The organism is Erwinia magellanica, from assembly GCF_039023495.1.
Lineage (GTDB): Bacteria > Pseudomonadota > Gammaproteobacteria > Enterobacterales > Enterobacteriaceae > Erwinia.
This window is the reverse complement of sequence record NZ_JBCHVC010000002.1, coordinates 454,915-480,694: the sequence shown is the minus strand read 5'-3', so window position 1 is coordinate 480,694 and position 25,780 is coordinate 454,915. Positions and strand designations below refer to the sequence as shown.

The following is a 25,780-nucleotide window of genomic DNA, read 5'->3' as shown; positions in this document are numbered from 1 at the left end:
CAATCAGAGGTTAGCCGTTAATTTCATACAGCCGGCTTTCGCCAGCAACAACCGTTTCACCTGCCACCAGCGTGATGCCGGTATAATCTTCAATGTTGCTGACCACAACAGGGCTGATCATCGAGCGGGCGTTAGCATTCAGGAAGGCCAGATCCATTTCCAGAACGGGTTGTCCGGCAGTAACCTGCGCACCTTCTTCAACAAGACGGGTAAAGCCTTTGCCGCCCAGCGCCACGGTATCCAGGCCCATGTGCACCACCACTTCAACCCCTTTCTCTGTTTCCAGACAGAAGGCGTGATTGGTGTTGAAGATTTTCACCACGGTTCCCGCCGCAGGAGAAACCACCGTACTGCTGGAAGGTTTGATCGCCAGGCCATCCCCTACCGCTTTACTGGCAAAGGCTTCGTCCGGAACCAGCTCCAGCGCCACCACTTCACCACTGACCGGCGCAACCAGCGTTGCGATAATCCCTTTCGCCGCCGCAGGCACCGCCTGAACCGCAACGGGTGCCGCTGGTGCAGCAGAGGAACTTGCCGCAGCGACAGCGCCTTTGCTCAGCACCGTTTTCATGGCGGAAGCAATAGTTTCAGCACGGGTGCCGACAATAATCTGTACGCTCTGCTTGTTCAGACGGATCACGCCAGATGCGCCCAGTCGTTTGGCTACGGATTCGTTGACCGCGCTGCTGTCTTTTACGTTAAGACGGAGACGCGTGATACAGGCATCAATGTGGGTCAGGTTATCTGAACCGCCAATAGCGCCAATATAACGACGGGCCAGCGATTCAGTTTCCGTTTCTTTGTTTCCGGAGTGATCAACGTTAACGTCGTAACCATCAGATTCATCCCCGTCGACCGACAGCTCGCGGCCCGGCGTCATCAGGTTGAATTTTTTGATGGTAAAACGGAACACCACGTAATAGATAGCAAAGAACACTACCCCTTGCGGGATCAACATATACCAGTGGGTTGCCAGCGGGTTTCGCGTTGACAGCACCATATCCACCAGCCCGGCGCTAAAGCCAAAGCCGGCAATCCAGTGCATGCTTGCGGCAATAAAGACCGAGACGCCGGTTAAAGCAGCATGGATCACATACAGCACCGGTGCCACGAACATAAAGGAGAACTCAAGCGGTTCAGTGATCCCGGTAAAGAAGGAAGCAAAAGCAGCAGCCAACATAATACCGCCCACTTTAGCGCGGTTTTCCGGACGCGCGCAGTGGAAGATAGCCAGCGCCGCACCCGGCAGACCAAACATCATAATCGGGAAGAAGCCAGCCTGATAACGACCGGTGATACCCACAATACCCTTACCGTTCTGGATAGACTCTGCGCCGCCCAGGAAATTAGGAATATCGTTGATACCCGCCACGTCAAACCAGAACACGGAATTCAGCGCGTGATGCAGACCCACAGGGATCAGTAAGCGGTTAAAGAAGGCGTAAACACCCGCGCCCGCAGAGCCAAGCTTCTGAATACTTTCACCAAAGCTTACCAGTCCGCCGAAAATCAGAGGCCAGATATACATCAGAATAAAGGCGATCAGGATCATCAGGAACGAAACCAGGATAGGCACCAGGCGACGACCACTGAAGAACGAGAGCGCTTTAGGCAGCTCAACATGGCTGAAGCGGTTATAGACTTCGGCGGAGATTATCCCCACCAGAATGCCCACAAACTGATTGTTGATTTTGCCGAAGGCAGCGGGCACCTGTTCGACGGGAATTTTCTGAATCATCGAGACTGCGGCTGGCGAACAGAGCGTGGTCACCACCAGGAAGCCCACAAAGCCGGTCAGCGCTGCTGCGCCGTCTTTGTCTTTTGACATGCCGTAAGCCACACCAATGGCAAAAAGCACCGACATATTTTCGATAATTGCCGAACCGGACTTAATAAACAGAGCGGCTAATGCATTACCGGCTCCCCATGCATCAGGGTCCAGCCAGTAACCGATCCCCATTAAAATGGCGGCGGCGGGCAGCGTTGCTACCGGCACCATCAGCGCCCTACCTATTTTTTGTAAATAACTTAACATTACCCTTCCCCCTATGAGACCCGTTATGGCGCCAGTAGTCGTTTTCTTTTTTTATCACGACTGGTTGGTTTCTGAATGACAGTAAAACCACGCACGGAGTGTAAAAAGAAATTAATTCGCTTCGCAAATTAAAACCCTCCTGTTTGTGACTTTTATCACCAAAATAGAGACTATTGTTCGCCTGCTGCTGGCTATCAACGCAAACTTATTTTATGATCCGAATTATTAACACGGATTTATCCCTCGCGGATAGCGGTCATGACACGTTACGCTTTAGTCAATCTGCGCCACAGAGACCGTGGAACTCCTTCTTAATTTTGCTTATATGAGGTGATACATGAGACTGATTCCCCTGGCTACGCCGACCCACGTCGGAAAATGGGCCGCCCGCCATATCGTCAACCGCATTAATGCTTTTAACCCTACCGCCGATCGCCCCTTTGTTCTTGGCTTGCCTACCGGTGGAACGCCACTGGAAGCTTACAAGCACCTTATCGATATGCATAAAGCAGGCCAGGTTAGCTTCAAGCATGTGGTCACCTTTAACATGGACGAATATGTCGGGCTGCCAAAAGAGCATCCGGAAAGTTACCACAGTTTTATGTACCGTAACTTTTTTGATCACGTTGATATTCAACCTGAAAATATCAATCTTCTGAATGGCAATGCCCCGGATATTGACGCAGAATGTCGCGAGTATGAAGAGAAGATTCGCTCCTACGGCAAAATTCATCTGTTCATGGGGGGTGTTGGCAACGACGGACATATCGCCTTTAACGAACCCGCTTCTTCGCTGGCTTCCCGTACCCGCATCAAAACCCTGACTCATGATACCCGCGTGGCTAACTCCCGCTTCTTTGATGGCGATGTGGATCAGGTGCCGAAATATGCGCTGACCGTTGGTGTGGGCACCCTGCTTGACGCTGAAGAGGTGATGATTCTGGTGACGGGCCATGTGAAAGCACAGGCTTTACAGGCCGCCGTAGAAGGCAATGTGAATCATATGTGGACCATCAGCTGTTTGCAGCTTCATGCCAAATCCGTAGTGGTCTGTGACGAACCCGCCACCATGGAACTGAAGGTCAAAACTGTTAAATATTTCCGCGAGATGGAAGCGGAAAACGTGAAAAATCTGTAAGCCATATCGGTAACAGCCGGGAGAAAATTATGTACGCTTTAACCCACGGCCGCCTCTACACCGGCCACGAAGTTCTTGATAATCATGCTGTGGTCATTGCTGACGGCCTGATTGAGCGCGTCTGCGCCCTGAGCGATCTTCCTGCCGGCGTCACCACGCGTGACGTGGGTGGCGCACTCATTGCTCCCGGATTCATTGACCTACAGCTTAATGGCTGCGGCGGTGTGCAGTTCAACGACGATCTTGCGGCGCTGAGCGTAGAGACGCTGAACACCATGCAGCACGCCAATGAGAAATCGGGCTGTACCAGCTTCCTGCCGACGCTTATCACCAGCACCGACGAGATGATGCACCGCGCCGTAGAGGTTATGCGCGCTTATCTGGCGCAAAATGCCAATACCGCCTTAGGCCTGCACCTTGAAGGGCCGTGGTTAAGCCCCCGTAAGCCCGGCACCCATAATCCGGCCTTGATTCGTACTCCGGATCAGGCGCTGGTCGATTTTCTCTGCGAGAATGCGGATGTCATTGCAAAAATCACCCTTGCTCCTGAGCAGGTGGATGCTGCGGTGATTCGTCAGTTGAGCGATGCGGGGATTATCATTTCTGCCGGCCACTCTCATGCCACCCATGATGAAGCCCGCCGCGGCATTGCGGCTGGGGTAAGCTTTGCTACGCATTTATACAATGCGATGCCAACTATCACCGGACGTGAGCCTGGCCTGATTGGCGCGCTGTTTGATTCGCCAGAAGTTTACTGCGGCATCATTGCTGACGGTTTACATGTTCATTACGCTAACATCCGCAATGCCAAACGCATTAAAGGTGAAAAGCTGATCCTGGTGACGGATGCCACCGCCCCCGCCGGCGCGCAGATTGACCAGTTCATTTTCGCAGGAAAAACAATATACTATCGCGATGGACTCTGCGTCGATGAGAAGGGTACGCTCAGCGGTTCGGCACTGACTATGATTGAAGCTGTGGCAAACAGCGTTGAACATGTTGGTATCTCCCTGGATGAAGCGCTTCGCATGGCAACGCTTTACCCCGCGCGGGCTATGGGTGTGGAGAAGAAGTTAGGTTCTGTCGAAGCGGGCAAAGTGGCAAACCTGACGCTATTCACCCGTGACTATAAAATAATCCAGACTATCGTTAATGGTGACGAAGTCTTAAGCGAGTAGAATCTGAATGACCACTGGCGGCCAGGCTCAAATAGGAAATGTCGATTTAGTTAAGCAACTCAACAGCGCAGCCGTTTACCGGCTTATTGACCAGCAAGGGCCAATTTCGCGCATTCAGATTGCTGAGCACAGCCAGCTAGCCCCCGCCAGCGTCACCAAAATTACTCGTCAGCTGATAGAACGCGGCCTGATTAAAGAAGTGGATCAGCAGGCCTCTACCGGAGGCCGCCGCGCTATCTCTATCGTCACCGAAACCCGCGGTTTTCATACTATCGGCGTGCGTCTCGGGCGCAGCGATGCCACATTAACGCTGTTCGATTTAAGCGGAAAGTCGCTGGCCCAGGAAGATTACGCCCTGCCTGAACGCACCCAGGAAACCCTGGAAAACGCCCTGTTTAACGCCATCGCCAGCTTCAGCGAACTGCATCAGCGCAAGGTGCGGGAGCTGATTGCCATCTCGGTGATCCTGCCCGGTCTGGTTGACCCGAATAGCGGCATCATCCGCTATATGCCCCATATTCATGTGCACCACTGGCCACTGATCGCCAATCTGGAAAAACGGTTCAACGTGACCAGTTTTGTCGGACACGATATTCGCAGCCTGGCGCTTGCAGAGCACTATTTCGGTGCATCACGCGACTGCGCAGATTCCATTCTGGTGCGCGTACACCGCGGTACCGGCGCAGGTATCATCGCCAACGGCCATATTTTCCTCGGCAGCAACGGCAACGTGGGTGAACTGGGGCATATTCAGGTCGACCCTTTGGGTGAGCGCTGCCACTGCGGCAACTTTGGCTGTCTGGAAACCATCGCCGCAAACGGCGCCATCGAGAACCGGGTTCGCCATCTCCTTACGCAAGGCTACCCCAGCTCGCTGACCCTTGATGAGTGCCAGATGCATCAAATCTGTAAAGCGGCTAATCGCGGCGATGCGCTGGCGGTGGAAGTCATTGATTACGTAGGTCGCCATCTGGGCAAGACCGTTGCCATTGCCATCAACCTTTTTAATCCACAAAAAGTCGTCATTGCCGGTGAGATCACCGAAGCCGATAAAGTTTTACTGGCTGCCATTGAGGGCTGTATTAATACTCAGGTTCTGAAAGCTTTCCGCAAAAATCTCCCGGTGGTACGCTCAGAAATCGATCATCGTTCTGCAATTGGTGCGTTCGCGCTGGCAAAACGTGCCATGCTTAACGGCATTTTATTACAACATTTACTGGAAGGTTAATGAGCGCTTTGACCCTGACGGACAGTGAAACTGCCACAATCAAGAATGTAATTTGCGATATTGATGGCGTATTGATGCATGACAATACCGCCGTACCGGGTGCGAATGAGTTCCTTCAACGTATCCTGGAAAAAGGGATGCCGCTGGTGGTTCTCACCAACTACCCTTCTCAGACCTCGCTCGATCTTGCCAACCGTTTTGCTTCAGCAGGAATTGATCTCCCCGACAGCGTATTTTATACCTCGGCGATGGCCACAGCGGATTTCCTGCGTCGTCAGGAAGGGAAAAAGGCCTATGTGGTGGGCGAAGGTGCGCTGATCCATGAGCTTTATAAAGCTGGCTTTACCATCACGGATATCAATCCGGACTTCGTTATCGTGGGCGAAACCCGCTCCTTTAACTGGGACATGATGCATAAAGCAGCCTACTTTGTGGCAAATGGCGCGCGCTTTATTGCCACCAACCCTGATACGCATGCCAGGGGTTTTGTTCCCGCCTGTGGCGCGCTCTGTGCTGGCATAGAGAAAATTTCTGGTCGCCAGCCCTTTTACGTGGGCAAGCCCAGTCCGTGGATTATGCGTGCCGCGCTGAACAAAATGCAGGCTCATTCCGAAGAGACGGTGATTGTGGGGGATAACCTGCGTACCGATATTCTGGCAGGCTTCCAGGCAGGTCTGGAAACCATACTGGTCTTATCTGGCGTTTCCACGCTCAGTGATGTGGATGCTATGCCATTCCGGCCAAGCTGGATCTACCCCTCTGTCGCCGATATCGATATCATCTGATCTCCTGACCCGACCTTAGCGTCGGGTTTTTATTCTCTGCATTCTGCTCATAATTTAACCGATTTCCGCGCAAAATTATCGATTCGCTAATAATCACCTTATTCTGTTGCATATCCATTAAAGATTAGCGCACAGCAACAGACTATTTTTCAGAGAAAGGCTAAAATGCTTGCTCATCGCCTCTGGATATAGCATTTTCTTATGTATCGGGCGGAACAGTCGCCCTCCTTATTAACAATGATCATCACTGTTCAGGGATGTTGTAGGAGAGTTAGCTATGTGTTCTATTTTTGGCGTTTTGGATCTCAAAAGCGATGCTGTCGAACTGCGTAAGAAAGCGCTGGAGCTTTCCCGTCTGATGCGTCACCGCGGCCCGGACTGGTCTGGCGTCTATGCCGATGACCATGCAATCCTGTCCCACGAGCGTCTCTCTATCGTTGACGTGAACAATGGCGCACAGCCTCTCTACAACGCTGACCATACGCATGTTTTAGCGGTGAACGGCGAAATCTATAACCACCAGGCGCTGCGTGCAGAGTTAAGCGACCGTTACGCATTTCAGACCGAATCAGACTGTGAAGTGATCCTGGCGCTCTATCAGGAAAAAGGGGTCGATTTCCTTGACGATCTGCAAGGTATGTTTGCTTTTATCCTCTATGACAGCGTGAAGAAAACCTGGCTGATTGGCCGTGACCATATTGGTATCATTCCCCTCTATATGGGCAACGACGAGCACGGCAACCTGTTTGTCGCTTCAGAAATGAAAGCGCTGGTGCCGGTGTGCAAATCGATTAAAGAGTTCCCTCCGGGAAGCTACATGTCCAGCACCGATGGTGAAATCCACCGTTACTGGCAGCGTGACTGGTTCAGCTATGAAGCGGTTGAGCATAACAAAACGGATGCCGTAGCCCTGAAAGATGCGCTGGAAGAGGCGGTGAAAAGCCACCTGATGTCCGATGTACCTTATGGCGTTCTGCTCTCTGGCGGCCTGGATTCCTCTATTATCTCTGCCGTGACCAAAAAATATGCCGCCAAGCGTATTGAAGATCAAGACAAGAGCGAGGCGTGGTGGCCACAGCTGCACTCGTTTGCGGTAGGTCTGGAAGGCTCACCAGATTTGAAGGCAGCGAAATCCGTTGCTGAGCACCTGGGCACCGTGCACCACGAGATCCATTTCACCGTGCAGGAAGGTCTGGATGCTATCCGTGACGTTATCTATCACATTGAAACTTATGATGTGACGACCATTCGCGCTTCCACGCCGATGTATCTGATGTCACGCAAGATCAAAGCGATGGGCATTAAAATGGTGCTCTCAGGCGAAGGCGCTGATGAAGTCTTTGGCGGTTACCTCTACTTCCATAAAGCACCTGACGCGAAAGAGTTCCACGAAGAAAACGTGCGTAAGCTGCTGGCTCTGCATATGTTTGACTGTGCACGTGCTAACAAAGCGATGTCAGCCTGGGGCGTTGAAGCTCGCGTTCCCTTCCTGGATAAAAAATTCCTCGACGTGGCGATGCGCATCAACCCGGCAGACAAAATGTGCGGCAGCAACGGCAAAATGGAAAAACATATCCTGCGTGAATGTTTCTCCTCCTACCTGCCGGAAAGCGTGGCATGGCGTCAGAAAGAGCAGTTCTCTGACGGCGTGGGCTACAGCTGGATTGATACGCTGAAAGAGGTGGCGGCAAAGCAGGTCACTGACCAGCAGTTGCAAACGGCTCATTTCCGCTTCCCGTACAACACCCCAGGTTCGAAAGAGGGATATCTCTACCGCGAAATTTTTGAGGAGCTGTTCCCGCTGCCAAGTGCGGCAGAATGCGTGCCTGGCGGCCCTTCCGTGGCTTGCTCCTCGGCAAAAGCTATCGAATGGGACGAAGCGTTCAAAACCATGGACGACCCTTCCGGTCGCGCGGTAGGCGTTCACCAGTCTGCTTATAAGTAATCTGTAGCTTCACAGGTAAATAAACGGGCCTTTACTGGCCCGTCATTGCGTTGAAATTTGTGGATTACCTTCAGGATTTGTTGCTTTATTCGCCAGGCTGGTTATAAGCCAGTCAAACAAAACGTTTCAGGTCAAAAACGGGAAAAAACTTGTTGACGCTTCCAGGTCAACTCCGCATAATGCGCCCCGCAACGCCGATGAAGGTAACGCGCAAAAAGATGGCTACGTAGCTCAGCTGGTTAGAGCACAGCACTCATAATGCTGGGGTCACAGGTTCGATTCCCGTCGTAGCCACCATCTTTTTTGCGGGAGTGGCGAAATTGGTAGACGCACCAGATTTAGGTTCTGGCGCCGCAAGGTGTGCGAGTTCAAGTCTCGCCTCCCGCACCATTTCCGTAAACGGCTTTGCACGGATGGGGTATCGCCAAGCGGTAAGGCACCGGTTTTTGATACCGGCATTCCCTGGTTCGAATCCAGGTACCCCAGCCAGTTTTTTCTGATGGTTATTGTGCTTTGAAACGGACATTGGGATATCGCCAAGCGGTAAGGCACCGGTTTTTGATACCGGCATTCCCTGGTTCGAATCCAGGTATCCCAGCCAGTCAGGGAAAGGTTTTAACGTTGTAAGCAGTAAAATTAGGCTACTTAGCTCAGCTGGTTAGAGCACAGCACTCATAATGCTGGGGTCACAGGTTCGATTCCCGTAGTAGCCACCAATTTTATTGGGGTGTCGCCAAGCGGTAAGGCACTGGTTTCTGATACCAGCATTCCGGGGTTCGAATCCCTGCACCCCAGCCATAAAAAAGACGATTTGCAGCGCAGATCGCAACACCACAATTGGGGTGTCGCCAAGCGGTAAGGCACTGGTTTCTGATACCAGCATTCCGGGGTTCGAATCCCTGCACCCCAGCCAATAAGTAAAGAAGCCCGCTTTTGCGGGCTTTTTTGCGTCTGGCGTCTGGCAGACCTTACTGCTTTATGCGGGAATGCCGTCGCGGAGTTCCTGCTTCTGACGGCGTTGCTGCGGCTGGCGGGCGCTGCTGACTTCCTGCCTCTCTGCGTCTGCTGCGGCCCGCTATGACCTCTTCTGTCCGCTTACTGGTACTTTTCCTGCTGAAGCAGAGCTTGCTTCGAGGCTACAATCCCAACGCGTATTTCAACGCCTGACGTTTTAACACGCCGGATCGCTCTGCCACCATCAGCCCGAGATTACGTATAATCCGTAACGGTTTTACCGGCGTACTGAAGGCAAAGTAGAACAGATCCATACCGCTTTGCATCAACAGGTTATCCTTCAGCCGTTTGCGCTGATAGCGCTTCAGTACGCCTTCAGAGGCCCACTCTTCCGCCCGATCGCGTGAGGCCACGAGCGTATCAATCAGCGCATCCACATCGCGGTAGCCCAGATTGACGCCCTGCCCTGCCAGAGGATTAATGGTGTGCGCCGCATCGCCCACCAGCGCCAGCCCCGGCAAGACATAGCGAGTGGCATGGCGGCGAACCAGCGGGAAGGAGCCGGCTGACACCGGGGTGACATGTCCCAGCCGCGCGGGGAAATGCGCTGAAATTTCCTGACTGAGCTGCGTCATGGACATTCCCTGAAGCTGGCGAATGCGGGACGGGCTGTCATACCAGACCAGCGAGGCCCAGCGATCGAAAAGCGGAAGAAATGCCCTTGGGCCATCCGGCGTAAATTGCTGCCAGGTGCAGTCGCCCGCCTCCTGTTCACAACGCACGCTAATCAACATACAGGATTGGGCGTAGTTCCAGCCGCGGATACCCATACCTGCCAGCTGCCGTACTTTAGAATTCGCGCCATCGGCCCCCACCACCAGTCTTGCCGTATGGCTGTCGCCATTGTTCAGTGTCAGCTGCCAGCCCCCGTTGCAGGGCGACAGCGTTTCAAGCGAGGCCGGAGAAAGTAACGTTACCTTCTGCTGCTGAAGACGTTGCCAGAGTGCGCGCTGCAACACGCTGTTCTCAACCATATAACCCAGTTCAGGCAGGCCGAGCGACTGCGCGTCGAAGCCAACCTGAGCACTACGCCACTCCCAGGTTTCCAGCTTACGGTAAGGCGTGCTGCGCATAGCCTGAACCAACGGCCACACCTCTAACTGCTTCAACAACTCTACCGAAGCGGCGCCGATGGCGGAGATCCTGATATCAGGATTGCTGGCCGCGTCAAATTCAGCGGGTTCCTGCTGCTCTAACACTGCAACGTTGAATCCCTGGGTTGTAAGGCCGCTGGCGAGCGCCGCGCCTACCATTCCGCCGCCTACAATAACGACATCCCATTTTTGCGTTGTCCTGATCATTAAATTTTTCCTGTACTGAAAGCGATCCGGGCGCCCTACACCTACCCTTGTCAGGGCTAATTCTGTTACCCTTAGTGTACCGGATTTTTGGGGGCCGATTGGCATAACCAGCAGAAAAGCCAGCGTGTTGTTCACAACGCCCGCACAGCCTGACGATATGCCCCCGCACACCCTCCAGTATGATTAATGGCAAGCAGATGACAAAAAAACTCCTGATCAAAACCTGGGGCTGCCAGATGAATGAGTATGACTCATCCAAAATGGCGGACCTGTTAAACAGCACCCACGGCTATACCCTGACTGAGATTGCTGAAGAGGCAGATGTGCTGCTGCTCAACACCTGTTCAATCCGAGAAAAAGCTCAGGAAAAAGTGTTCAGTCAGCTTGGCCGCTGGAAAGTGCTGAAAGCCAAAAATCCCGATATCATTATTGGCGTGGGCGGCTGCGTGGCGTCTCAGGAAGGGGAGCTTATTCGCCAGCGCGCCCCCTGCGTGGATATTGTTTTCGGGCCACAAACTCTGCATCGCCTTCCGGAGATGATCAACAGCGTACGGGGAACAAAAAGCCCGGTAGTGGATATCAGCTTCCCGGAAATCGAGAAGTTTGACCGTCTGCCGGAACCGCGTGCCGATGGCCCGACCGCGTTTGTCTCTATCATGGAGGGCTGCAACAAATACTGTACGTTCTGCGTGGTACCTTACACCCGTGGCGAAGAGATCAGCCGGCCAAGTGATGATATCCTGTTTGAGATTGCGCAACTGGCCTCTCAGGGCGTACGTGAAGTTAATCTGCTGGGCCAGAACGTTAATGCCTGGCGTGGCGAAACCTATGACGGCGGCATCTGCTCCTTTGCCGAGCTGCTTCGGCTGGTGGCCGCCATTGACGGCATTGACCGCATCCGCTTTACCACCAGTCATCCCATTGAATTTACTGACGATATCATTGATGTCTACCGTGATACGCCTGAACTGGTCAGTTTCCTGCACCTGCCCATTCAAAGTGGTTCAGACCGCATCCTGACGATGATGAAGCGTGCCCATACGGCGCTTGAATACAAAGCAATTATTCGTAAGCTGCTGGCCGCAAGACCCACTATGCAGATGAGTTCAGACTTTATCATCGGTTTCCCTGGCGAAACGCAGCAGGATTTTGAACAAACCATGAAGCTGATTGGCGAAGTCAATTACGACACCAGCTTCAGCTTTATCTATTCTCCCCGTCCTGGTACTCCCGCAGCCGATCTGCCGGATGATGTCAGCGATGAAGAGAAGAAACAGCGTTTGTGGATCCTTCAGGATCGTCTCAATCAGCAGGCGATGGCCTGGAGCCGCAGCAAACTGGGCACCATACAGCGTATTCTGGTCGAGGGTACCTCGCGTAAAAATGTGATGGAGCTGACAGGGCGTACAGAGTGTAATCGCGTGGTCAATTTTGAAGGCACGCCAGAGATGATTGGTAAATTCGTCGATGTTAAAATCGTCGATGTTTACACCAACTCGCTGCGCGGCGTTGTGGTACGCACAGAAGAGCAGATGGCACTGCGCGCGGCAGAGACGCCAGCCTCGGTGATTGCGCGCACCCGCAAAGAGAATGAGTCTGGCGTGGGTATTTTCCAGCCCTGAATCCCCTAATAATTGCGGCGCGTCTCGCAAAAGCGCCGCCTCAAATCCCTGGGTTACCCTTGCTTTCTGGAAAGGGTGCCCAAATATTTCCTACAGCGCTTGCGCCTTTGGCCTGCGCCATAAATACTTTGCTTATGGTTCGCCTGTAAAGGCCGTCCACTATCTCTGAATTGCCATCCTCAACTGGCCCCGAGCGACCCAAAGGATTAGTTTGAATATTGAAACACGCGAAATCACGTTAGAGCCGACTGACAACACTCGTCTGTTGAGCCTTTGCGGCCCCTTTGATGACAACATCAAGCAGCTGGAGCGCCGCCTGGGAATAGAGATCAACCGACGCGATAACGCTTTCAAGCTGGTAGGGAAAGCGCTGATCGTTGATGCGGCCGCCCGCATCCTGCGGGATCTCTATGTGGATACTGCGCCCGTGCGCGGCCATATTCCGGATATCGATCCCGAGCAGATTCATCTGGCCATAAAAGAGAGCCGCGTGCTGGAGCAGAGTGCAGACAGCGTGCCGGAGTATGGTAAAGCGGTAAATATCAAAACCAAGCGGGGCGTCATTAAACCCCGCACGCCGAATCAGGCACAATATGTTGCTAACGTGCTCGACCACGACATCACCTTTGGCGTCGGGCCTGCTGGTACGGGTAAAACTTATCTTGCCGTAGCCGCTGCTGTCGATGCGCTGGAGCGTCAGGAAGTGCGCCGGATTTTACTGACGCGCCCGGCGGTTGAAGCGGGTGAAAAGCTGGGCTTCCTGCCAGGAGATCTGAGTCAGAAAGTCGACCCTTATCTGCGCCCGCTGTATGACGCGCTGTTTGAGATGCTGGGCTTTGAGCGCGTGGAAAAGCTTATCGAGCGCAACGTGATTGAGGTGGCGCCGCTCGCTTATATGCGCGGCCGCACCCTGAATGATGCCTTTATCATTCTGGATGAGAGCCAGAACACCACCATCGAACAGATGAAGATGTTTCTGACCCGTATTGGCTTTAACTCCAAGGCGGTAATTACGGGCGACGTCACGCAGATTGACCTTCCCCGCAATCTGAAATCTGGCCTGCGTCATGCCATTGAAGTGCTCTCTGACGTAGAAGAGATCAGCTTTAACTTCTTCCACAGCGAAGATGTTGTCCGTCATCCGGTGGTGGCGCGTGTCGTCATCGCTTATGAAGCGTGGGAGGCGGCCGATCAAAAACGGCGTGATGCTCAGGCTGAAGAACGTAAACGTGAAGCGTTGGCCCTGCAACAGGCCGCGCAGGAGCAAAAATGAGCACCGTGATCCTGGATTTACAACTCGCCTGCGAAAAAACAGAGGGCTTACCGGCAGAATCTGATTTTCGTCGCTGGCTGGAAGCGGTGCTGCCGCAGTTCCAGGAAGAGAGTGAAGTCACTGTCCGCGTGGTGGATGAAGCTGAAAGCCATGAGCTGAACCACACCTATCGCGGCAAAGATAAACCCACCAACGTGCTCTCTTTTCCGTTCGAAGCCCCGCCGGGCATCGAGCTTCCACTGCTGGGCGACCTGATTATCTGTCGCCAGGTAGTAGAGAAAGAGGCCACAGAGCAGGAGAAGCCTCTGCTGGCCCACTGGGCGCATATGGTGGTGCATGGCAGCCTGCATTTGCTGGGCTATGACCATATCGAAGATGACGAAGCCGAAGAGATGGAATCGATCGAGACCGAGATAATGCTTGCTCTTGGTTATGACGACCCGTACATTTCGGAGAAAGAGTTACCGTAAACGGGCCGCTGGCCTGACATTTCCCTGGCTGCGTAACCGCAGGCAGGGATCCCTTCACACAACAAGAGTGACAGAAACAAAAACGCCATGAGCGATGACCATTCACAAAACAATGACAGTCCCAGTAGTAAAAAGGGATTTTTCACCCTTATCCTCAACCAGCTGTTTCACGGTGAGCCTAAAAACCGCGACGACCTGCTGGAACTGATCCGCGATTCTGAACAAAACGATCTGATTGATCCGGATACCCGCGACATGCTTGAAGGGGTGATGGATATCGCCGAGCAGCGCGTGCGTGACATCATGATCCCCCGTTCGCAGATGATCACCCTGAAGCGTAACCAGTCACTGGAAGAGTGCCTGGACGTCATCATTGAGTCTGCCCACTCCCGTTATCCGGTTATCAGCGAAGATAAAGACCATGTTGAAGGCATTCTGATGGCTAAAGATCTGCTGCCCTTTATGAGCAGCGGATCTTCTCCCTTTAGTATGGAAAAAGTGCTGCGTCCGGCGGTAGTGGTACCGGAAAGCAAGCGCGTTGACCGTATGCTGAAAGAGTTCCGCTCACAGCGCTATCATATGGCCATTGTGATCGATGAGTTTGGTGGGGTTTCAGGCCTGGTCACCATTGAAGATATTCTGGAGCTGATTGTTGGCGAAATAGAAGATGAATATGACGATGAAGAAGATCGTGATATCCGCCAGCTGAGCCGTCACACCTATACTATTCGCGCCCTTACCCCGATTGAGGACTTTAATGAGGTCTTTGAAACCAACTTCAGCGATGAAGAGGTGGATACTATCGGCGGTCTGGTGATGCAGGCGTTTGGTCATCTGCCTGCACGTGGTGAGAGCATTGAGATTGAGGGCTATCAGTTCAAGGTCGCTATGGCCGACAGCCGTCGTATCATTCAGGTTCACGTCAGAATTCCGGAAAACTCGCCGCAACCGATTTTGGAAGAATAATTCGCAATGGCTATTGCCTCATTATACCAGCGTCAGCGGGTTCGCCTGCTTTTAGCGCTGATTACGGGTGCCCTTGGCACCCTTTCGTTTTCCCCTTACGACTTCTGGCCCGCCGCCCTGGTCTCTCTGGCAGGTTTGCTGTCGCTGACGCTTGATCGTTCCACCCGCCAGGCAACCGCTATTGGTTTTGTCTGGGGCATGGGGCTGTTTGGCAGCGGCATCAACTGGGTTTATGTCAGCATTGCCACCTTTGGCGGCATGCCTGGGCCGGTTAACGTCCTGCTGGTGGTGCTGCTCGCCGCCTGGCTCTCCCTGTTTACCCTGCTGTTTGCCGCGCTGCTTAATCGGCTGTTCCCCGCAACCTCGCTGGTAAGACTGGTGATCGCCGCGCCTGTGCTGTGGCAAATCACCGAGTTTCTGCGCGGCTGGGTTCTGACCGGCTTCCCCTGGCTACAGTTTGGCTACAGCCAGATTGATGGGCCGCTTAAAGGGCTGGGGCCGCTGGCTGGCGTGGAGGGGATCACCTTTGTCCTGATGATGGTGGCTGGGCTGGCTGTCTATGCGGCGATCAAGCGTCACTGGGTGGCGGGGATTGTTGCGCTGGCCCTGCTGCTGCTGCCGTGGCCGCTGCGCCAGATAAGCTGGTATCAGGCGATGCCGGACCGCGAGGTGAACATTGCCATGGTGCAGGGGAATATTCCCCAGTCGCTGAAGTGGGACCCCGAGCAGTTAATCACTACGCTGAAGACCTATACCTCGCTCAGCCGTCCTTACGTAGGCAAAGCGCCGATCATTATCTGGCCGGAATCCGCTATTCCCGATCTTGAGTCTAATCAGCAGCCCTTCCTGAAAACGATTGATGCAGAACTGCGCGCCAGTGGCAGCAGCCTGATTACCGGGATTGTCGACTCGCGGCTGGAAGATAACCGCTACCATGACTACAACTCGATTATCGTGCTCGGCGGCGAAAAGCCTTATGACTACAGCAGCTCAAACCGTTATCAGAAAAACCATCTGGTTCCGTTTGGCGAGTTCGTACCTTTGGAAACTCTGCTGCGCCCGCTGGCCCCCTTCTTTGATTTACCGATGTCCTCCTTCAGCCGTGGCGCCTATATCCAGCCGCAGCTGAAAGTGGCGGGCTACAATCTTACGGCTGCGATTTGCTATGAAATTGTGCTGGGCCAGCAGGTGCGGGATAATTTCCGCCCGGATACCGATTTTCTGCTGACCATCTCTAACGACGCCTGGTTTGGTCATTCTATAGGCCCGTGGCAGCATTTTCAGATGGCACGGATGCGAGCGCTGGAGCTGGGCAGACCCTTGCTGCGTGATACCAATAACGGTGTAACCGCGGTGATCAATGCCGATGGCGATGCTGAAGAGATGATCCCTCAGTTCGTGGCTGGCGTTCTCTCCACTAAAATGACGCCTGCGCAGGGGCTTACGCCTTATGCCCGCTTCGGCAACTGGCCAGTATGGATCATTACCCTGCTGTTTGGCCTGGCGGCAGCGATAATGACGCTCCGTCAGCGTCGTAAATAGCGCCATTAACTGTCACTCTCTCGCGCTGAACCTTTCCGGTTCAGCGTTTTTTTTGGAACCCTTTTCCCGCCAACCGCCACTAAGCCCCTCATCCCCCGGCGCTTTATCGAAAACTTTTGGCACGATGATTGCAAAAGATTAGTGTGAAATCGCTGAACAGTTTGCACCGCGCCACGGATAGAGCGCCTTCGCACCATTGAGGCACACTGAACGCCCCATGGCGGAGCATTGTTTAAAAATTGCCTCTCTTTGGTGCGGCATGCTTCGCAGAATAGAAACTTTCTTGTTTCATTGCGTTAACATTCGGCTATGTTAGGGCTGTTCAGAGTGCGATGACGTCTCAGGATAATAAAGAAAAGCAGCAGGACAAAACTACAACCGGCGCAACAAATTGACGCCACTCAACGAAGGAGTTGGAGATGAAATTACGGAAATTGGGGCTGTGCCTGGCACTGGCTGGTCTTGCATCCGGTATCGCCCACGCAGAAGATGCACCACAATCATCCACGTTGGACAAAATTGCTAAGAATGGCGTTATTGTCGTGGGGCATCGTGAGTCTTCTGTTCCTTTCTCTTACTACGATAATCAGCAAAAAGTAGTCGGTTATTCTCAAGACTACTCCAATGCCATTGTGGCTGCGATCAAAGCCAAACTGAATAAGCCCGATCTGCAAGTCAAAATGCTGCCGATCACCTCGCAGAACCGTATCCCGCTGTTGCAGAATGGCACCTACGATTTTGAGTGCGGCTCCACGACAAACAATCTGGAGCGCCAGAAGCAGGCTGCCTTCTCCGACACCATTTTTGTTATCGGCACCCGTTTGCTGGTGAAAAAAGGCGGCCCGATTAAAGATTTCGCGGATCTGAAAGGCAAAACCGTGGTGGTCACCTCGGGCACCACCTCTGAAATCCTGCTGAATAAGCTGAACGACGACAAGAAAATGGAGATGCGTATCATCAGCGCCAAAGATCACGGTGACTCCTTCCGTACCCTGGAAAGCGGTCGCGCCGTGGCCTTTATGATGGACGATGCTCTGCTGGCTGGTGAACGTGCCAAAGCGAAAAAACCAGCTAACTGGGAAATTGTCGGCACGCCGCAGTCGAAAGAAGCGTATGGCTGTATGTTGCGTAAAGACGATACCGGCTTCAAGCAGCTGATGGATGAGACCATTGCCAAAGCCCAGACTTCGGGCGAAGCGGAGAAGTGGTTTGGTAAGTGGTTCAGCCAGCCTATTCCACCTAAAAACCTCAACATGAACTTTGCGCTGTCAGACGACATGAAAGCAACATTCAAGACGCCAAACGATAAGGCACTGAACTAATAATGAAAATAAGGGCAACCCCGGTTGCCCTCTGATTGTTGAAATCAGGCCCGGACAGACAACAGCCTGGCTTATCCAGCGTAAAGCGGGAAGGCGGCGAAGGTGTGAAGTGGTCGTTCCCCACAACGCACGGCAGGGCCTCTCATCAATCTTCAGGGTAGCGTCGCTACCCTTTTTTTCTCCCGGAGTGATTTATGTCAATCGATTGGAACTGGGGCATTTTTCTGCAAGAAGCCCCTTTCGGAAACACCACCTATCTGGGTTGGCTGTGGTCTGGCTTTCAGGTCACTATCGCCGTATCCGTGTGCGCGTGGATCATCGCCCTTTTAGTGGGATCGCTGTTTGGTATTCTGCGCACCGTCCCCAACCGTCTGCTCTCCACCCTGGGTACCTGTTACGTCGAGCTGTTTCGTAACGTACCGCTGATTGTGCAGTTCTTTATCTGGTATCTGGTGGTGCCGGAATTGCTGCCGGAAAATATCGGCATGTGGTTTAAGTCTGAGCTGGACCCCAATATTCAGTTCTTTACCTGCTCGGTTCTCTGTCTGGGTCTGTTTACCGCCGCACGCGTCTGCGAACAGGTACGCGCCGCGATCCAGTCACTGCCTTCAGGCCAGAAGAATGCAGGTCTGGCGATGGGCCTGACGCTGCCGCAGACCTACCGCTATGTGCTGCTGCCAAATGCCTACCGCGTGATTGTGCCGCCGATGACCTCAGAGATGCTGAACCTGGTCAAGAACTCAGCCATCGCCTCCACTATTGGTCTGGTGGATATGGCCGCACAGGCCGGGAAGCTGCTGGACTACTCTGCTCACGCCTACGAATCATTTACCGCCATCACCGTCGCCTATATCGGCATCAACATCGTCATTATGCTGTTGATGAGTCTGGTGGAGCGTAAAGTGCGCCTGCCCGGCGGCATGGGAGGAAAATAATGTACGAATTTGACTGGAGCACCATTGCTCCCAACCTTCCCTACTTGCTCAACGGCATGGTGGTCACCCTTAAAATCACCATCACGGCGATTGTGTTTGGCATTATCTGGGGAACCCTGCTGGCGGTGATGCGCCTGTCGAGCTTTAAGCCCATCAGCTGGTTTGCCAGACTCTACGTCAACCTGTTCCGCTCTGTGCCGCTGGTGATGGTACTGCTGTGGTTCTATCTGGTGGTGCCGAGCTTCCTGCAACAGGTGCTTGGCCTGTCGCCTAAAACCGATATTCGTCTGATTTCGGCCATGGTGGCATTCTCTCTGTTTGAAGCAGCCTATTATTCCGAAATCATCCGTGCCGGCATCCTCAGTATTGCCCGTGGGCAGGGTAGCGCCGCGCTGGCGCTGGGCATGACCCACTGGCAGTCAATGAAGCTTATCATTCTGCCTCAGGCCTTCCGCGCCATGGTGCCACTTTTGCTGACGCAGGGTATCGTTCTGTTCCAGGATACCTCCCTGGTTTACGTACTCAGCCTTGCTGACTTCTTCCGTACCGCCGACACCATCGGCATCAACAACGGTACCGAAATTGAAATGGTGCTGTTTGCCGGTGCGGTTTACTTTGTTATCAGCCTTAGCGCTTCGCTGTTGGTCAGCTATTTAAAAAGAAAAAGGACGGCTTAAATGATTACCCTGAAAAACGTTTCTAAGTGGTATGGTCACTTTCAGGTGCTGACCGACTGCACAACCGAAGTTAAAAAAGGCGAAGTGGTGGTGGTGTGCGGCCCTTCCGGGTCGGGCAAGTCGACATTGATCAAAACCGTTAACGGGCTGGAGCCGATCCAGGAAGGCAGGATTGAAGTCAATGGCACCGGCGTCAACGACAAAGGCACTAACCTTGCTCAGCTGCGTTCAAAAGTCGGCATGGTATTCCAGCACTTTGAGCTGTTCCCGCATCTGACTATTGTTGAAAACCTGACCATTGCGCAGGTGAAAGTGCTGAAGCGAAATAAAGAAGAAGCGCGTCAGAAAGGCCTGAAGCTGCTGGAGCGGGTGGGCCTGTCAGCCCATGCCAATAAACATCCCGGCCAGCTTTCCGGCGGCCAGCAGCAGCGTGTGGCCATCGCCCGCGCGCTCTGCATGGACCCGATAGCCATGCTGTTTGATGAGCCAACCTCAGCCCTGGATCCGGAAATGATCAATGAAGTGCTGGACGTGATGGTGGAGCTGGCCAATGAAGGCATGACCATGATGGTGGTAACGCACGAGATGGGCTTTGCGCGTAAAGTGGCTAACCGGGTTATCTTTATGGATGAAGGGAAAATTGTGGAAGATTCAGCCAAAGATGACTTCTTCAACAATCCGCAGTCTGACCGCGCAAAAGATTTCCTCGCTAAAATTCTGCATTAAACCCTGTTTCGGGGCGGAAACCTCCGCCCCGGCTCTTACGGCTCAAAGGGTTGCCGCTGGAACTGATCGTTGCCGCACTTTGGACAGCGCGTCAGCGTTTCCGGCGTATAGATTGCTCGCGTAAACTGACACTGCTCGCAGACCAGGTTTCCCAGCCCTACCACTTCCCCGCTCTGGTAGACGCCGTGGTGATTGAGATCCTGGAACACTTCGCGCCATTCAAGCTGGCTTTTATCGGTAATGTCGGCCAGCTCCTTCCAGACGCTTTCGCGGATGACCCGCATAAACACGCTGTCGCTGGTATCATCCTGATTTTCCGTATAGCTGCGGGCAAACTCTTCCAGATCTCTGCGCACCGCACGGGTGACGTCATCAATCTGACTGCGGGTCAACTCGCCCCGATTATTCATTCGTTGCCTGGCACTCTCTACCAGCGCATCGATATCATGCTCCCCCCGATTGATCCTCTCCGTCAGTGAAGAAACCAGTTCACGATAGTACTGAGCAACCTTGTTCATTTTTTCTCCTGAACGTACCAATACGTTACGTCTCTAAGTCTAGCCTCATTCCTCTTTTTGCCACCAGGCGTTGGCAAAATTTGCCTGTGATATTCCAGCTTAAAGAGAAATGGTGCTTGTCAGGGCGGTTACTGTTGTTGCGTCGGGGCCGAATCAGCTATGCTATGCGGATCTGAACGAACTCATAAAGTTTACAAAGGACCACTGGCTGCCATGCAAGAGCAATACCGCCCGGAAGAGATAGAATCCCATGTTCAACAGCACTGGGATGAGAAGCAAACGTTCAAAGTGACCGAAGAGGAAGGTAAAGAGAAGTACTACTGCCTCTCCATGCTGCCCTATCCTTCTGGCCGCCTACATATGGGCCACGTTCGTAATTACACCATCGGTGATGTGATTTCCCGCTACCAGCGTATGCTGGGCAAAAACGTTCTTCAGCCTATCGGCTGGGATGCCTTTGGCCTGCCCGCTGAAGGCGCGGCGGTGAAAAACAACACCGCACCTGCACCATGGACCTACGACAACATTGCCTACATGAAGAACCAGCTTAAATTGCTGGGCTTCGGCTATGACTGGAGCCGGGAACTGGCGACCTGTCAGCCCGAGTACTACCGCTGGGAACAGTGGTTCTTCACCAAACTGTATGAGAAAGGCCTGGTCTATAAAAAGACCTCGGCGGTGAACTGGTGCCCGAACGATCAGACCGTGCTGGCCAACGAGCAGGTTATCGATGGCTGCTGCTGGCGCTGCGACACCAAGGTCGAGCGCAAAGAGATCCCTCAGTGGTTCGTTAAAATCACCGCTTATGCCGATGAGCTGCTCAACGATCTCGACACGCTGGAGAGCTGGCCTGAGCAGGTGAAAACCATGCAGCGTAACTGGATTGGCCGTTCAGAAGGGGTAGAGATCACCTTTGACGTGGCGGAGAGCAGCGAAAAGCTCAGCGTCTATACCACCCGTCCCGATACCTTTATGGGCGTGACTTACCTGGCCGTTGCCGCGGGTCATCCGCTGGCGGCTCAGGCGTCTGCCTCTAACCCTGCGCTGGCAGATTTTATTGCCGAATGCCGTAATACCAAAGTTGCTGAAGCAGAGATGGCGACAATGGAGAAGAAAGGCATGGCGACCGGCATGTTTGCCATTCACCCCCTCTCTGGTGAAAAGCTGCCAGTGTGGGTAGCCAACTTTGTGCTGATGGAATATGGCACCGGTGCGGTTATGGCCGTGCCTGGTCACGACCAGCGCGACTGGGAATTCGCCACCAAATACAATCTCGCCATCAAGCCGGTGATCCTCAACGCAGATGGCAGCGAGCCGGTACTGACCGAATCCGCGATGACCGAAAAAGGCACCCTGTTTAACTCTGGCGAGTTTGACGGCCTCTCTTTTGAAGAGGGCTTTAATGCCATTGCAGAGCGCCTGGCCGCTAAAGGCGTTGGCGAGCGCAAGGTCAACTATCGTCTGCGCGACTGGGGCGTTTCCCGTCAGCGTTACTGGGGTGCGCCTATCCCGATGGTGACGCTGGAAGATGGCACCGTGATGCCTACGCCAGAAGATCAGCTGCCGGTTATTCTGCCGGAAGATGTGGTAATGGATGGCATTACCAGCCCGATTAAAGCCGACCCTGAGTGGGCGAAAACGACCGTTAACGGTCAGCCAGCTCTGCGTGAAACGGATACCTTTGACACCTTTATGGAGTCTTCCTGGTATTACGCGCGTTACACCTGCCCGGATTACGATAAAGGCATGCTGGACCCGGCGGCAGCTAACTACTGGCTGCCGGTAGATCAGTATGTGGGCGGCATCGAACACGCCATCATGCACCTGCTCTACTTCCGCTTCTTCCATAAGCTGCTGCGCGATGCTGGTCTGGTTAACTCTGATGAGCCAGCTAAACGCCTGCTGTGTCAGGGCATGGTGCTGGCCGATGCGTTCTACTATCTGGGCGTTAACGGCGAACGCAACTGGGTCTCTCCGGTTGATGTTACCGTCGAGCGTGACGAGAAAGGCCGCATTGTTAAAGCCACCGACGCAGCGGGACACGAGCTGGTTTACGCGGGCATGAGCAAAATGTCGAAGTCGAAAAACAACGGCATCGACCCGCAGGTCATGGTGGAGCGCTACGGTGCGGATACCGTGCGTCTGTTTATGATGTTTGCTTCGCCTGCTGAAATGACGCTGGAGTGGCAGGAGTCTGGCGTGGAAGGGGCCAACCGCTTCCTGAAACGCGTCTGGAGACTCGCCTTCGAGCACAGCGAGAAAGGGCCGACAGCCCCACTGGATATCGCCAGCCTGAACGACGAGCAGAAATCGCTGCGTCGTGAGCTGCACAAAACCATCGCCAAAGTTTCCGATGATATCGGCCGCCGTCAGACCTTCAACACCGCCATCGCGGCAATTATGGAGCTGATGAACAAGCTGGCCCGTGCGCCGCAGGAGAGCGAGCAGGATCGCGCGCTGATGCAGGAAGCGCTGCTGGCCGTAGTCCGTCTGCTTTATCCGTTCACCCCGCATGCCTGCTTCACCCTGTGGCAGGCGCTGAAGGGCGAAGGCGATGTGGACAACGCGCCGTGGCCGCAGGCTGATGAAGCAGCGATGGTGGAAGATTCTCTGCTGGTGGTAGTGCAGGTTAATGGTAAAGTACGTGGCAAAATTACCGTTCCGGCTGATGCCACGCAGGAACAGGTTCAGGCTCGTGCCGCGCAGGAGCATCTGGTCGCCAAGTATCTTAATGGCGTCACCATTCGTAAAGTGATTTACGTACCGGGCAAATTGCTTAACCTGGTCGTGGGTTGATGTCAGGAGGAATTGTGCGACATCCGATTTTGTCTGTGATGCTGGGTCTTGCGGTGTTAATCACCGCAGGTTGTGGTTTCCACCTGCGCGGCACCACCTCGGTGCCGGCAGAAATGAAAACCATGGTGCTGGATACCTCTGATCCCTACGGCCCGCTGACGCGTGCCGTGCGTGAAGAGCTGCGCCTGAATAACGTCACCGTGCTGGACGATCCCGGTCTGCGGACAGATCTTCCTTCACTCCGCTTGCAGGGAGCGACCCAGGGCCGCGATACCGCCTCTATTTTCCAGGATGGTAAAACAGCAGAGTATTCTCTGATGATGACGGTTCGTGCGCAGGTACTGATCCCAAATAAAGGGATCTACCCAATCAGCGCAACGGTCTACCGTTCGTTCTTTGACAACCCGCTGGCCGCGCTGGCGAAAGACTCAGAGCAGAACATCATCTACAGCGAAATGCGTACCCAGGCTGCGCAGCAACTGGTACGTAAGCTTCTGACCGTGCACGCCGCCGAGAATGACGCTTCCATCAACACTCTGGACAGCGCCCCGGCAGCTATCGAGCAGAGATCGTCAGACTCAATGCTGCCAGACGACTCTTACAGCAGATGATCAGGATCTATCCTGAGCAATTAAGCGCGCAGCTCCATGAGGGGCTGCGCGCTTGTTATATTCTGGCGGGTAACGAACCTCTGTTACTTCAGGAATCGCAGGATGCAGTGCGTGCTGCTGCCCAGCAGCAGGGCTTTACTGAACATTTCAGCGTGGCTGTGGATGCCAAAACAGACTGGGACGCCATCTACTCAACCTGTCAGGCGTTGAGCCTGTTTGCCAGCCGCCAGACTTTGCTGCTGACGCTGCCAGATAATGGCCCCAATGCCGCCATGGCTGAACACCTTGTCACCCTCTCCTCCCTGCTTCATGCAGATATTTTGCTGCTGCTGCGGGTAGCGAAACTCACTAAGGCTCAGGAAAACAGCGCCTGGTTTAAGGCGCTGAGTACCCATGCCGTGCTGGTGCCGTGCCAGACGCCTGAACAGGCTCAATTGCCCCGTTGGGTCGCTACTCGGGCAAAAAATCTTAAGCTGAACGTGGATGATGCCGCCATTCAGCTGCTCTGTTACTGCTATGAAGGGAACCTGCTGGCGCTGGCTCAGGCGCTGGAACGCCTTTCCCTGCTCTGGCCGGATGGCAAGCTGACGCTGCCGCGCGTTGAACAGGCTGTCAACGAGGCGGCGCACTTCACGCCGTTTCACTGGGTTGACGCCCTGCTGGCCGGAAAAAGCAAGCGGGCGCAGCATATCCTTCGCCAGATGCAGGCGGAGGACGGCGAACCGGTCATTCTGTTACGGACGGTGCAAAGAGAGTTGATGCTGTTGCTGACACTACAGCGGCAGATGGCAGCAACGCCAATACGCACGCTGTTTGACCAGCATCGCGTCTGGCAAAACCGTCGGCCACTGTTCACCGAAGCGCTACAGCGCCTCTCCGCCAGGCAGCTCACGCAGGCCATTCATTTACTGACGCGTATTGAACTCACCCTGAAACAGGATTATGGTCAGTCAGTCTGGTCAGAACTTGAGACGCTCTCATTAATGCTCTGTCAGCGCGGCTTCCCGGAGACTTTTTGCGATGTCTGAACATCAGCAGCTACAGGCGTTGTTTGGCGGGACGTTTGACCCGATTCACTATGGTCATTTAAAGCCGGTTGAAGCGCTTGCCGATCAGGTTGGCCTGAAAAAAGTCACACTGTTACCAAATAACGTACCGCCCCACCGACCTCAGCCTGAAGCCAGCCCTGAACAACGCGTTGAAATGGTCAGACTGGCGATAGCAGGCAACGCTCTTTTTGATCTTGATCGACGAGAGATGCAGCGCGATACGCCCTCCTGGACGATTGAGACGCTGGCGGAACTCCGCGCCGAACGAGGCGCTGAGCAGCCTCTGGCATTTATTATCGGCCAGGACTCGCTGCTCTCTCTGCCTAAGTGGCACCGTTGGGAAGAGATTTTAACCTTTTGCCACGTGCTGGTATGCCGTCGTCCGGGGTACGCCATCAGCATGGAGACGCCAGATTTACAGCGCTGGCTGGAGGAGCATCGGACGGTTTCTGCAACATCGCTGCATCAGAAGCCCTGCGGCGAGATTTTTCTGGCAGAGACACCGCTGATTTCTCTCTCTGCTACGGAGATCCGCTCCCGTCTTCATCAGGGGCTGTCCTGCGACGATCTTCTGCCTTCTGCTGTTTCAGCCTATATCTCTGACGCGGGTTTATATCGCAAGCTCTGACCACGTGGTATACTTCGCCGC

The 25,780-nt window shown here is 53.9% G+C and carries 21 protein-coding genes and 7 tRNA genes; 25 read left to right on the top strand and 3 right to left on the bottom strand.

Features of this window, described 5'->3' with window-relative positions:
• Positions 1 to 10: 10 nt before the first annotated feature.
• Complete coding sequence (gene nagE / locus AAH450_RS09550) at positions 11 to 2,035, bottom strand: N-acetylglucosamine-specific PTS transporter subunit IIBC (protein WP_342910005.1); 2,025 nt, start codon at positions 2,033 to 2,035, stop codon at positions 11 to 13.
• Between the two features lie 337 nt (positions 2,036 to 2,372).
• Here nagE and nagB point away from each other — a divergent pair, with 337 nt between their 5' ends.
• The 12 genes from nagB (at position 2,373) to AAH450_RS09490 (ending at position 9,222) form a co-directional block, all read left to right on the top strand.
• Positions 2,373 to 3,173, top strand: a complete 801-nt coding sequence (gene nagB, locus AAH450_RS09545) for a glucosamine-6-phosphate deaminase (RefSeq protein ID WP_342910004.1) — start codon at positions 2,373 to 2,375, stop codon at positions 3,171 to 3,173.
• A 29-nt stretch (positions 3,174 to 3,202) separates the two neighbouring features.
• Positions 3,203 to 4,351, top strand: a complete 1,149-nt coding sequence (gene nagA, locus AAH450_RS09540) for an N-acetylglucosamine-6-phosphate deacetylase (RefSeq protein ID WP_342910003.1) — start codon at positions 3,203 to 3,205, stop codon at positions 4,349 to 4,351.
• A 7-nt stretch (positions 4,352 to 4,358) separates the two neighbouring features.
• Positions 4,359 to 5,579, top strand: coding sequence for a DNA-binding transcriptional regulator NagC (nagC, locus tag AAH450_RS09535; protein ID WP_342910002.1), 1,221 nt, complete (start codon positions 4,359 to 4,361; stop codon positions 5,577 to 5,579).
• Entirely contained in the window at positions 5,579 to 6,364 is a 786-nt protein-coding gene (locus tag AAH450_RS09530; RefSeq protein ID WP_342910001.1) for an HAD-IIA family hydrolase, read from the top strand. Before nagC ends, AAH450_RS09530 begins: the two co-directional genes overlap by 1 nt.
• A gap of 277 nt (positions 6,365 to 6,641) precedes the next feature.
• On the top strand, positions 6,642 to 8,309 hold the full coding sequence (gene asnB / locus AAH450_RS09525; protein WP_342910000.1) for an asparagine synthase B: 1,668 nt from the start codon (positions 6,642 to 6,644) through the stop codon (positions 8,307 to 8,309).
• A 220-nt stretch (positions 8,310 to 8,529) separates the two neighbouring features.
• Positions 8,530 to 8,606 (top strand) — tRNA-Met (locus AAH450_RS09520).
• Between the two features lie 8 nt (positions 8,607 to 8,614).
• A tRNA-Leu gene (locus AAH450_RS09515) sits at positions 8,615 to 8,699 on the top strand.
• 24 nt (positions 8,700 to 8,723) lie between these two features.
• A tRNA-Gln gene (locus AAH450_RS09510) sits at positions 8,724 to 8,798 on the top strand.
• A 37-nt stretch (positions 8,799 to 8,835) separates the two neighbouring features.
• Positions 8,836 to 8,910 (top strand) — tRNA-Gln (locus AAH450_RS09505).
• Positions 8,911 to 8,948: 38 nt separating this feature from the next.
• A tRNA-Met gene (locus tag AAH450_RS09500) sits at positions 8,949 to 9,025 on the top strand.
• A 7-nt stretch (positions 9,026 to 9,032) separates the two neighbouring features.
• Positions 9,033 to 9,107, top strand: a tRNA-Gln gene (locus AAH450_RS09495).
• Between the two features lie 40 nt (positions 9,108 to 9,147).
• Positions 9,148 to 9,222: transfer RNA gene (locus AAH450_RS09490), tRNA-Gln, on the top strand.
• A 223-nt stretch (positions 9,223 to 9,445) separates the two neighbouring features.
• Here AAH450_RS09490 and ubiF read toward each other — a convergent pair.
• Positions 9,446 to 10,624, bottom strand: coding sequence for a 3-demethoxyubiquinol 3-hydroxylase (gene ubiF, locus AAH450_RS09485; RefSeq protein WP_342909999.1), 1,179 nt, complete (start codon positions 10,622 to 10,624; stop codon positions 9,446 to 9,448).
• A 197-nt stretch (positions 10,625 to 10,821) separates the two neighbouring features.
• On the opposite strand from ubiF, the gene miaB reads away from it, so the two are divergent.
• The 9 genes from miaB to AAH450_RS09440 all read left to right on the top strand — a co-directional run bounded on the left by miaB (position 10,822) and on the right by AAH450_RS09440 (position 20,157).
• Complete coding sequence (gene miaB, locus AAH450_RS09480; RefSeq protein ID WP_342909998.1) at positions 10,822 to 12,246, top strand: tRNA (N6-isopentenyl adenosine(37)-C2)-methylthiotransferase MiaB; 1,425 nt, start codon at positions 10,822 to 10,824, stop codon at positions 12,244 to 12,246.
• Between the two features lie 211 nt (positions 12,247 to 12,457).
• Positions 12,458 to 13,519 (top strand): PhoH family protein, encoded by a 1,062-nt coding sequence (locus AAH450_RS09475; protein ID WP_318790116.1) that lies wholly within the window; start codon positions 12,458 to 12,460, stop codon positions 13,517 to 13,519.
• The gene (ybeY, locus tag AAH450_RS09470) at positions 13,516 to 13,989 is read left to right on the top strand and encodes an rRNA maturation RNase YbeY (protein WP_342909997.1); all 474 of its coding nucleotides are present in this window, start codon (positions 13,516 to 13,518) and stop codon (positions 13,987 to 13,989) included. Before AAH450_RS09475 ends, ybeY begins: the two co-directional genes overlap by 4 nt.
• 87 nt (positions 13,990 to 14,076) lie before the next feature.
• Entirely contained in the window at positions 14,077 to 14,955 is an 879-nt protein-coding gene (gene corC / locus AAH450_RS09465; protein ID WP_306207003.1) for a CNNM family magnesium/cobalt transport protein CorC, read from the top strand.
• Positions 14,956 to 14,961: 6 nt separating this feature from the next.
• Positions 14,962 to 16,497, top strand: coding sequence for an apolipoprotein N-acyltransferase (gene lnt / locus AAH450_RS09460; protein ID WP_342909996.1), 1,536 nt, complete (start codon positions 14,962 to 14,964; stop codon positions 16,495 to 16,497).
• 419 nt (positions 16,498 to 16,916) lie between these two features.
• Complete coding sequence (locus AAH450_RS09455) at positions 16,917 to 17,819, top strand: amino acid ABC transporter substrate-binding protein (protein ID WP_342909995.1); 903 nt, start codon at positions 16,917 to 16,919, stop codon at positions 17,817 to 17,819.
• Between the two features lie 194 nt (positions 17,820 to 18,013).
• A complete protein-coding gene (locus AAH450_RS09450; protein ID WP_342909994.1) occupies positions 18,014 to 18,754 on the top strand; it encodes an amino acid ABC transporter permease in 741 nt (246 codons plus the stop codon).
• Entirely contained in the window at positions 18,754 to 19,431 is a 678-nt protein-coding gene (gltK, locus tag AAH450_RS09445) for a glutamate/aspartate ABC transporter permease GltK (RefSeq protein WP_342909993.1), read from the top strand. Before AAH450_RS09450 ends, gltK begins: the two co-directional genes overlap by 1 nt.
• Positions 19,432 to 20,157, top strand: coding sequence for an amino acid ABC transporter ATP-binding protein (locus AAH450_RS09440; protein ID WP_342909992.1), 726 nt, complete (start codon positions 19,432 to 19,434; stop codon positions 20,155 to 20,157).
• Between the two features lie 35 nt (positions 20,158 to 20,192).
• On the opposite strand, the gene AAH450_RS09435 is transcribed toward AAH450_RS09440, so the two are convergent.
• Positions 20,193 to 20,675: a zinc ribbon-containing protein gene (locus AAH450_RS09435; protein ID WP_342909991.1), complete on the bottom strand. Its 483-nt coding sequence runs from the start codon at positions 20,673 to 20,675 to the stop codon at positions 20,193 to 20,195.
• Positions 20,676 to 20,888: 213 nt separating this feature from the next.
• Here AAH450_RS09435 and leuS point away from each other — a divergent pair, with 213 nt between their 5' ends.
• The 4 genes from leuS to nadD are packed head-to-tail and all read left to right on the top strand — an operon-like array spanning position 20,889 to position 25,759.
• Entirely contained in the window at positions 20,889 to 23,471 is a 2,583-nt protein-coding gene (gene leuS / locus AAH450_RS09430) for a leucine--tRNA ligase (RefSeq protein ID WP_342909990.1), read from the top strand.
• A gap of 14 nt (positions 23,472 to 23,485) precedes the next feature.
• Positions 23,486 to 24,082, top strand: coding sequence for an LPS assembly lipoprotein LptE (lptE, locus tag AAH450_RS09425; RefSeq protein WP_342909989.1), 597 nt, complete (start codon positions 23,486 to 23,488; stop codon positions 24,080 to 24,082).
• A complete protein-coding gene (holA, locus tag AAH450_RS09420; RefSeq protein ID WP_342909988.1) occupies positions 24,079 to 25,110 on the top strand; it encodes a DNA polymerase III subunit delta in 1,032 nt (343 codons plus the stop codon). The genes lptE and holA overlap by 4 nt, the downstream gene beginning before the upstream one ends.
• Positions 25,103 to 25,759 (top strand): nicotinate-nucleotide adenylyltransferase, encoded by a 657-nt coding sequence (gene nadD / locus AAH450_RS09415; RefSeq protein ID WP_342909987.1) that lies wholly within the window; start codon positions 25,103 to 25,105, stop codon positions 25,757 to 25,759. Before holA ends, nadD begins: the two co-directional genes overlap by 8 nt.
• The last annotated feature ends 21 nt before the right edge of the window (positions 25,760 to 25,780 follow it).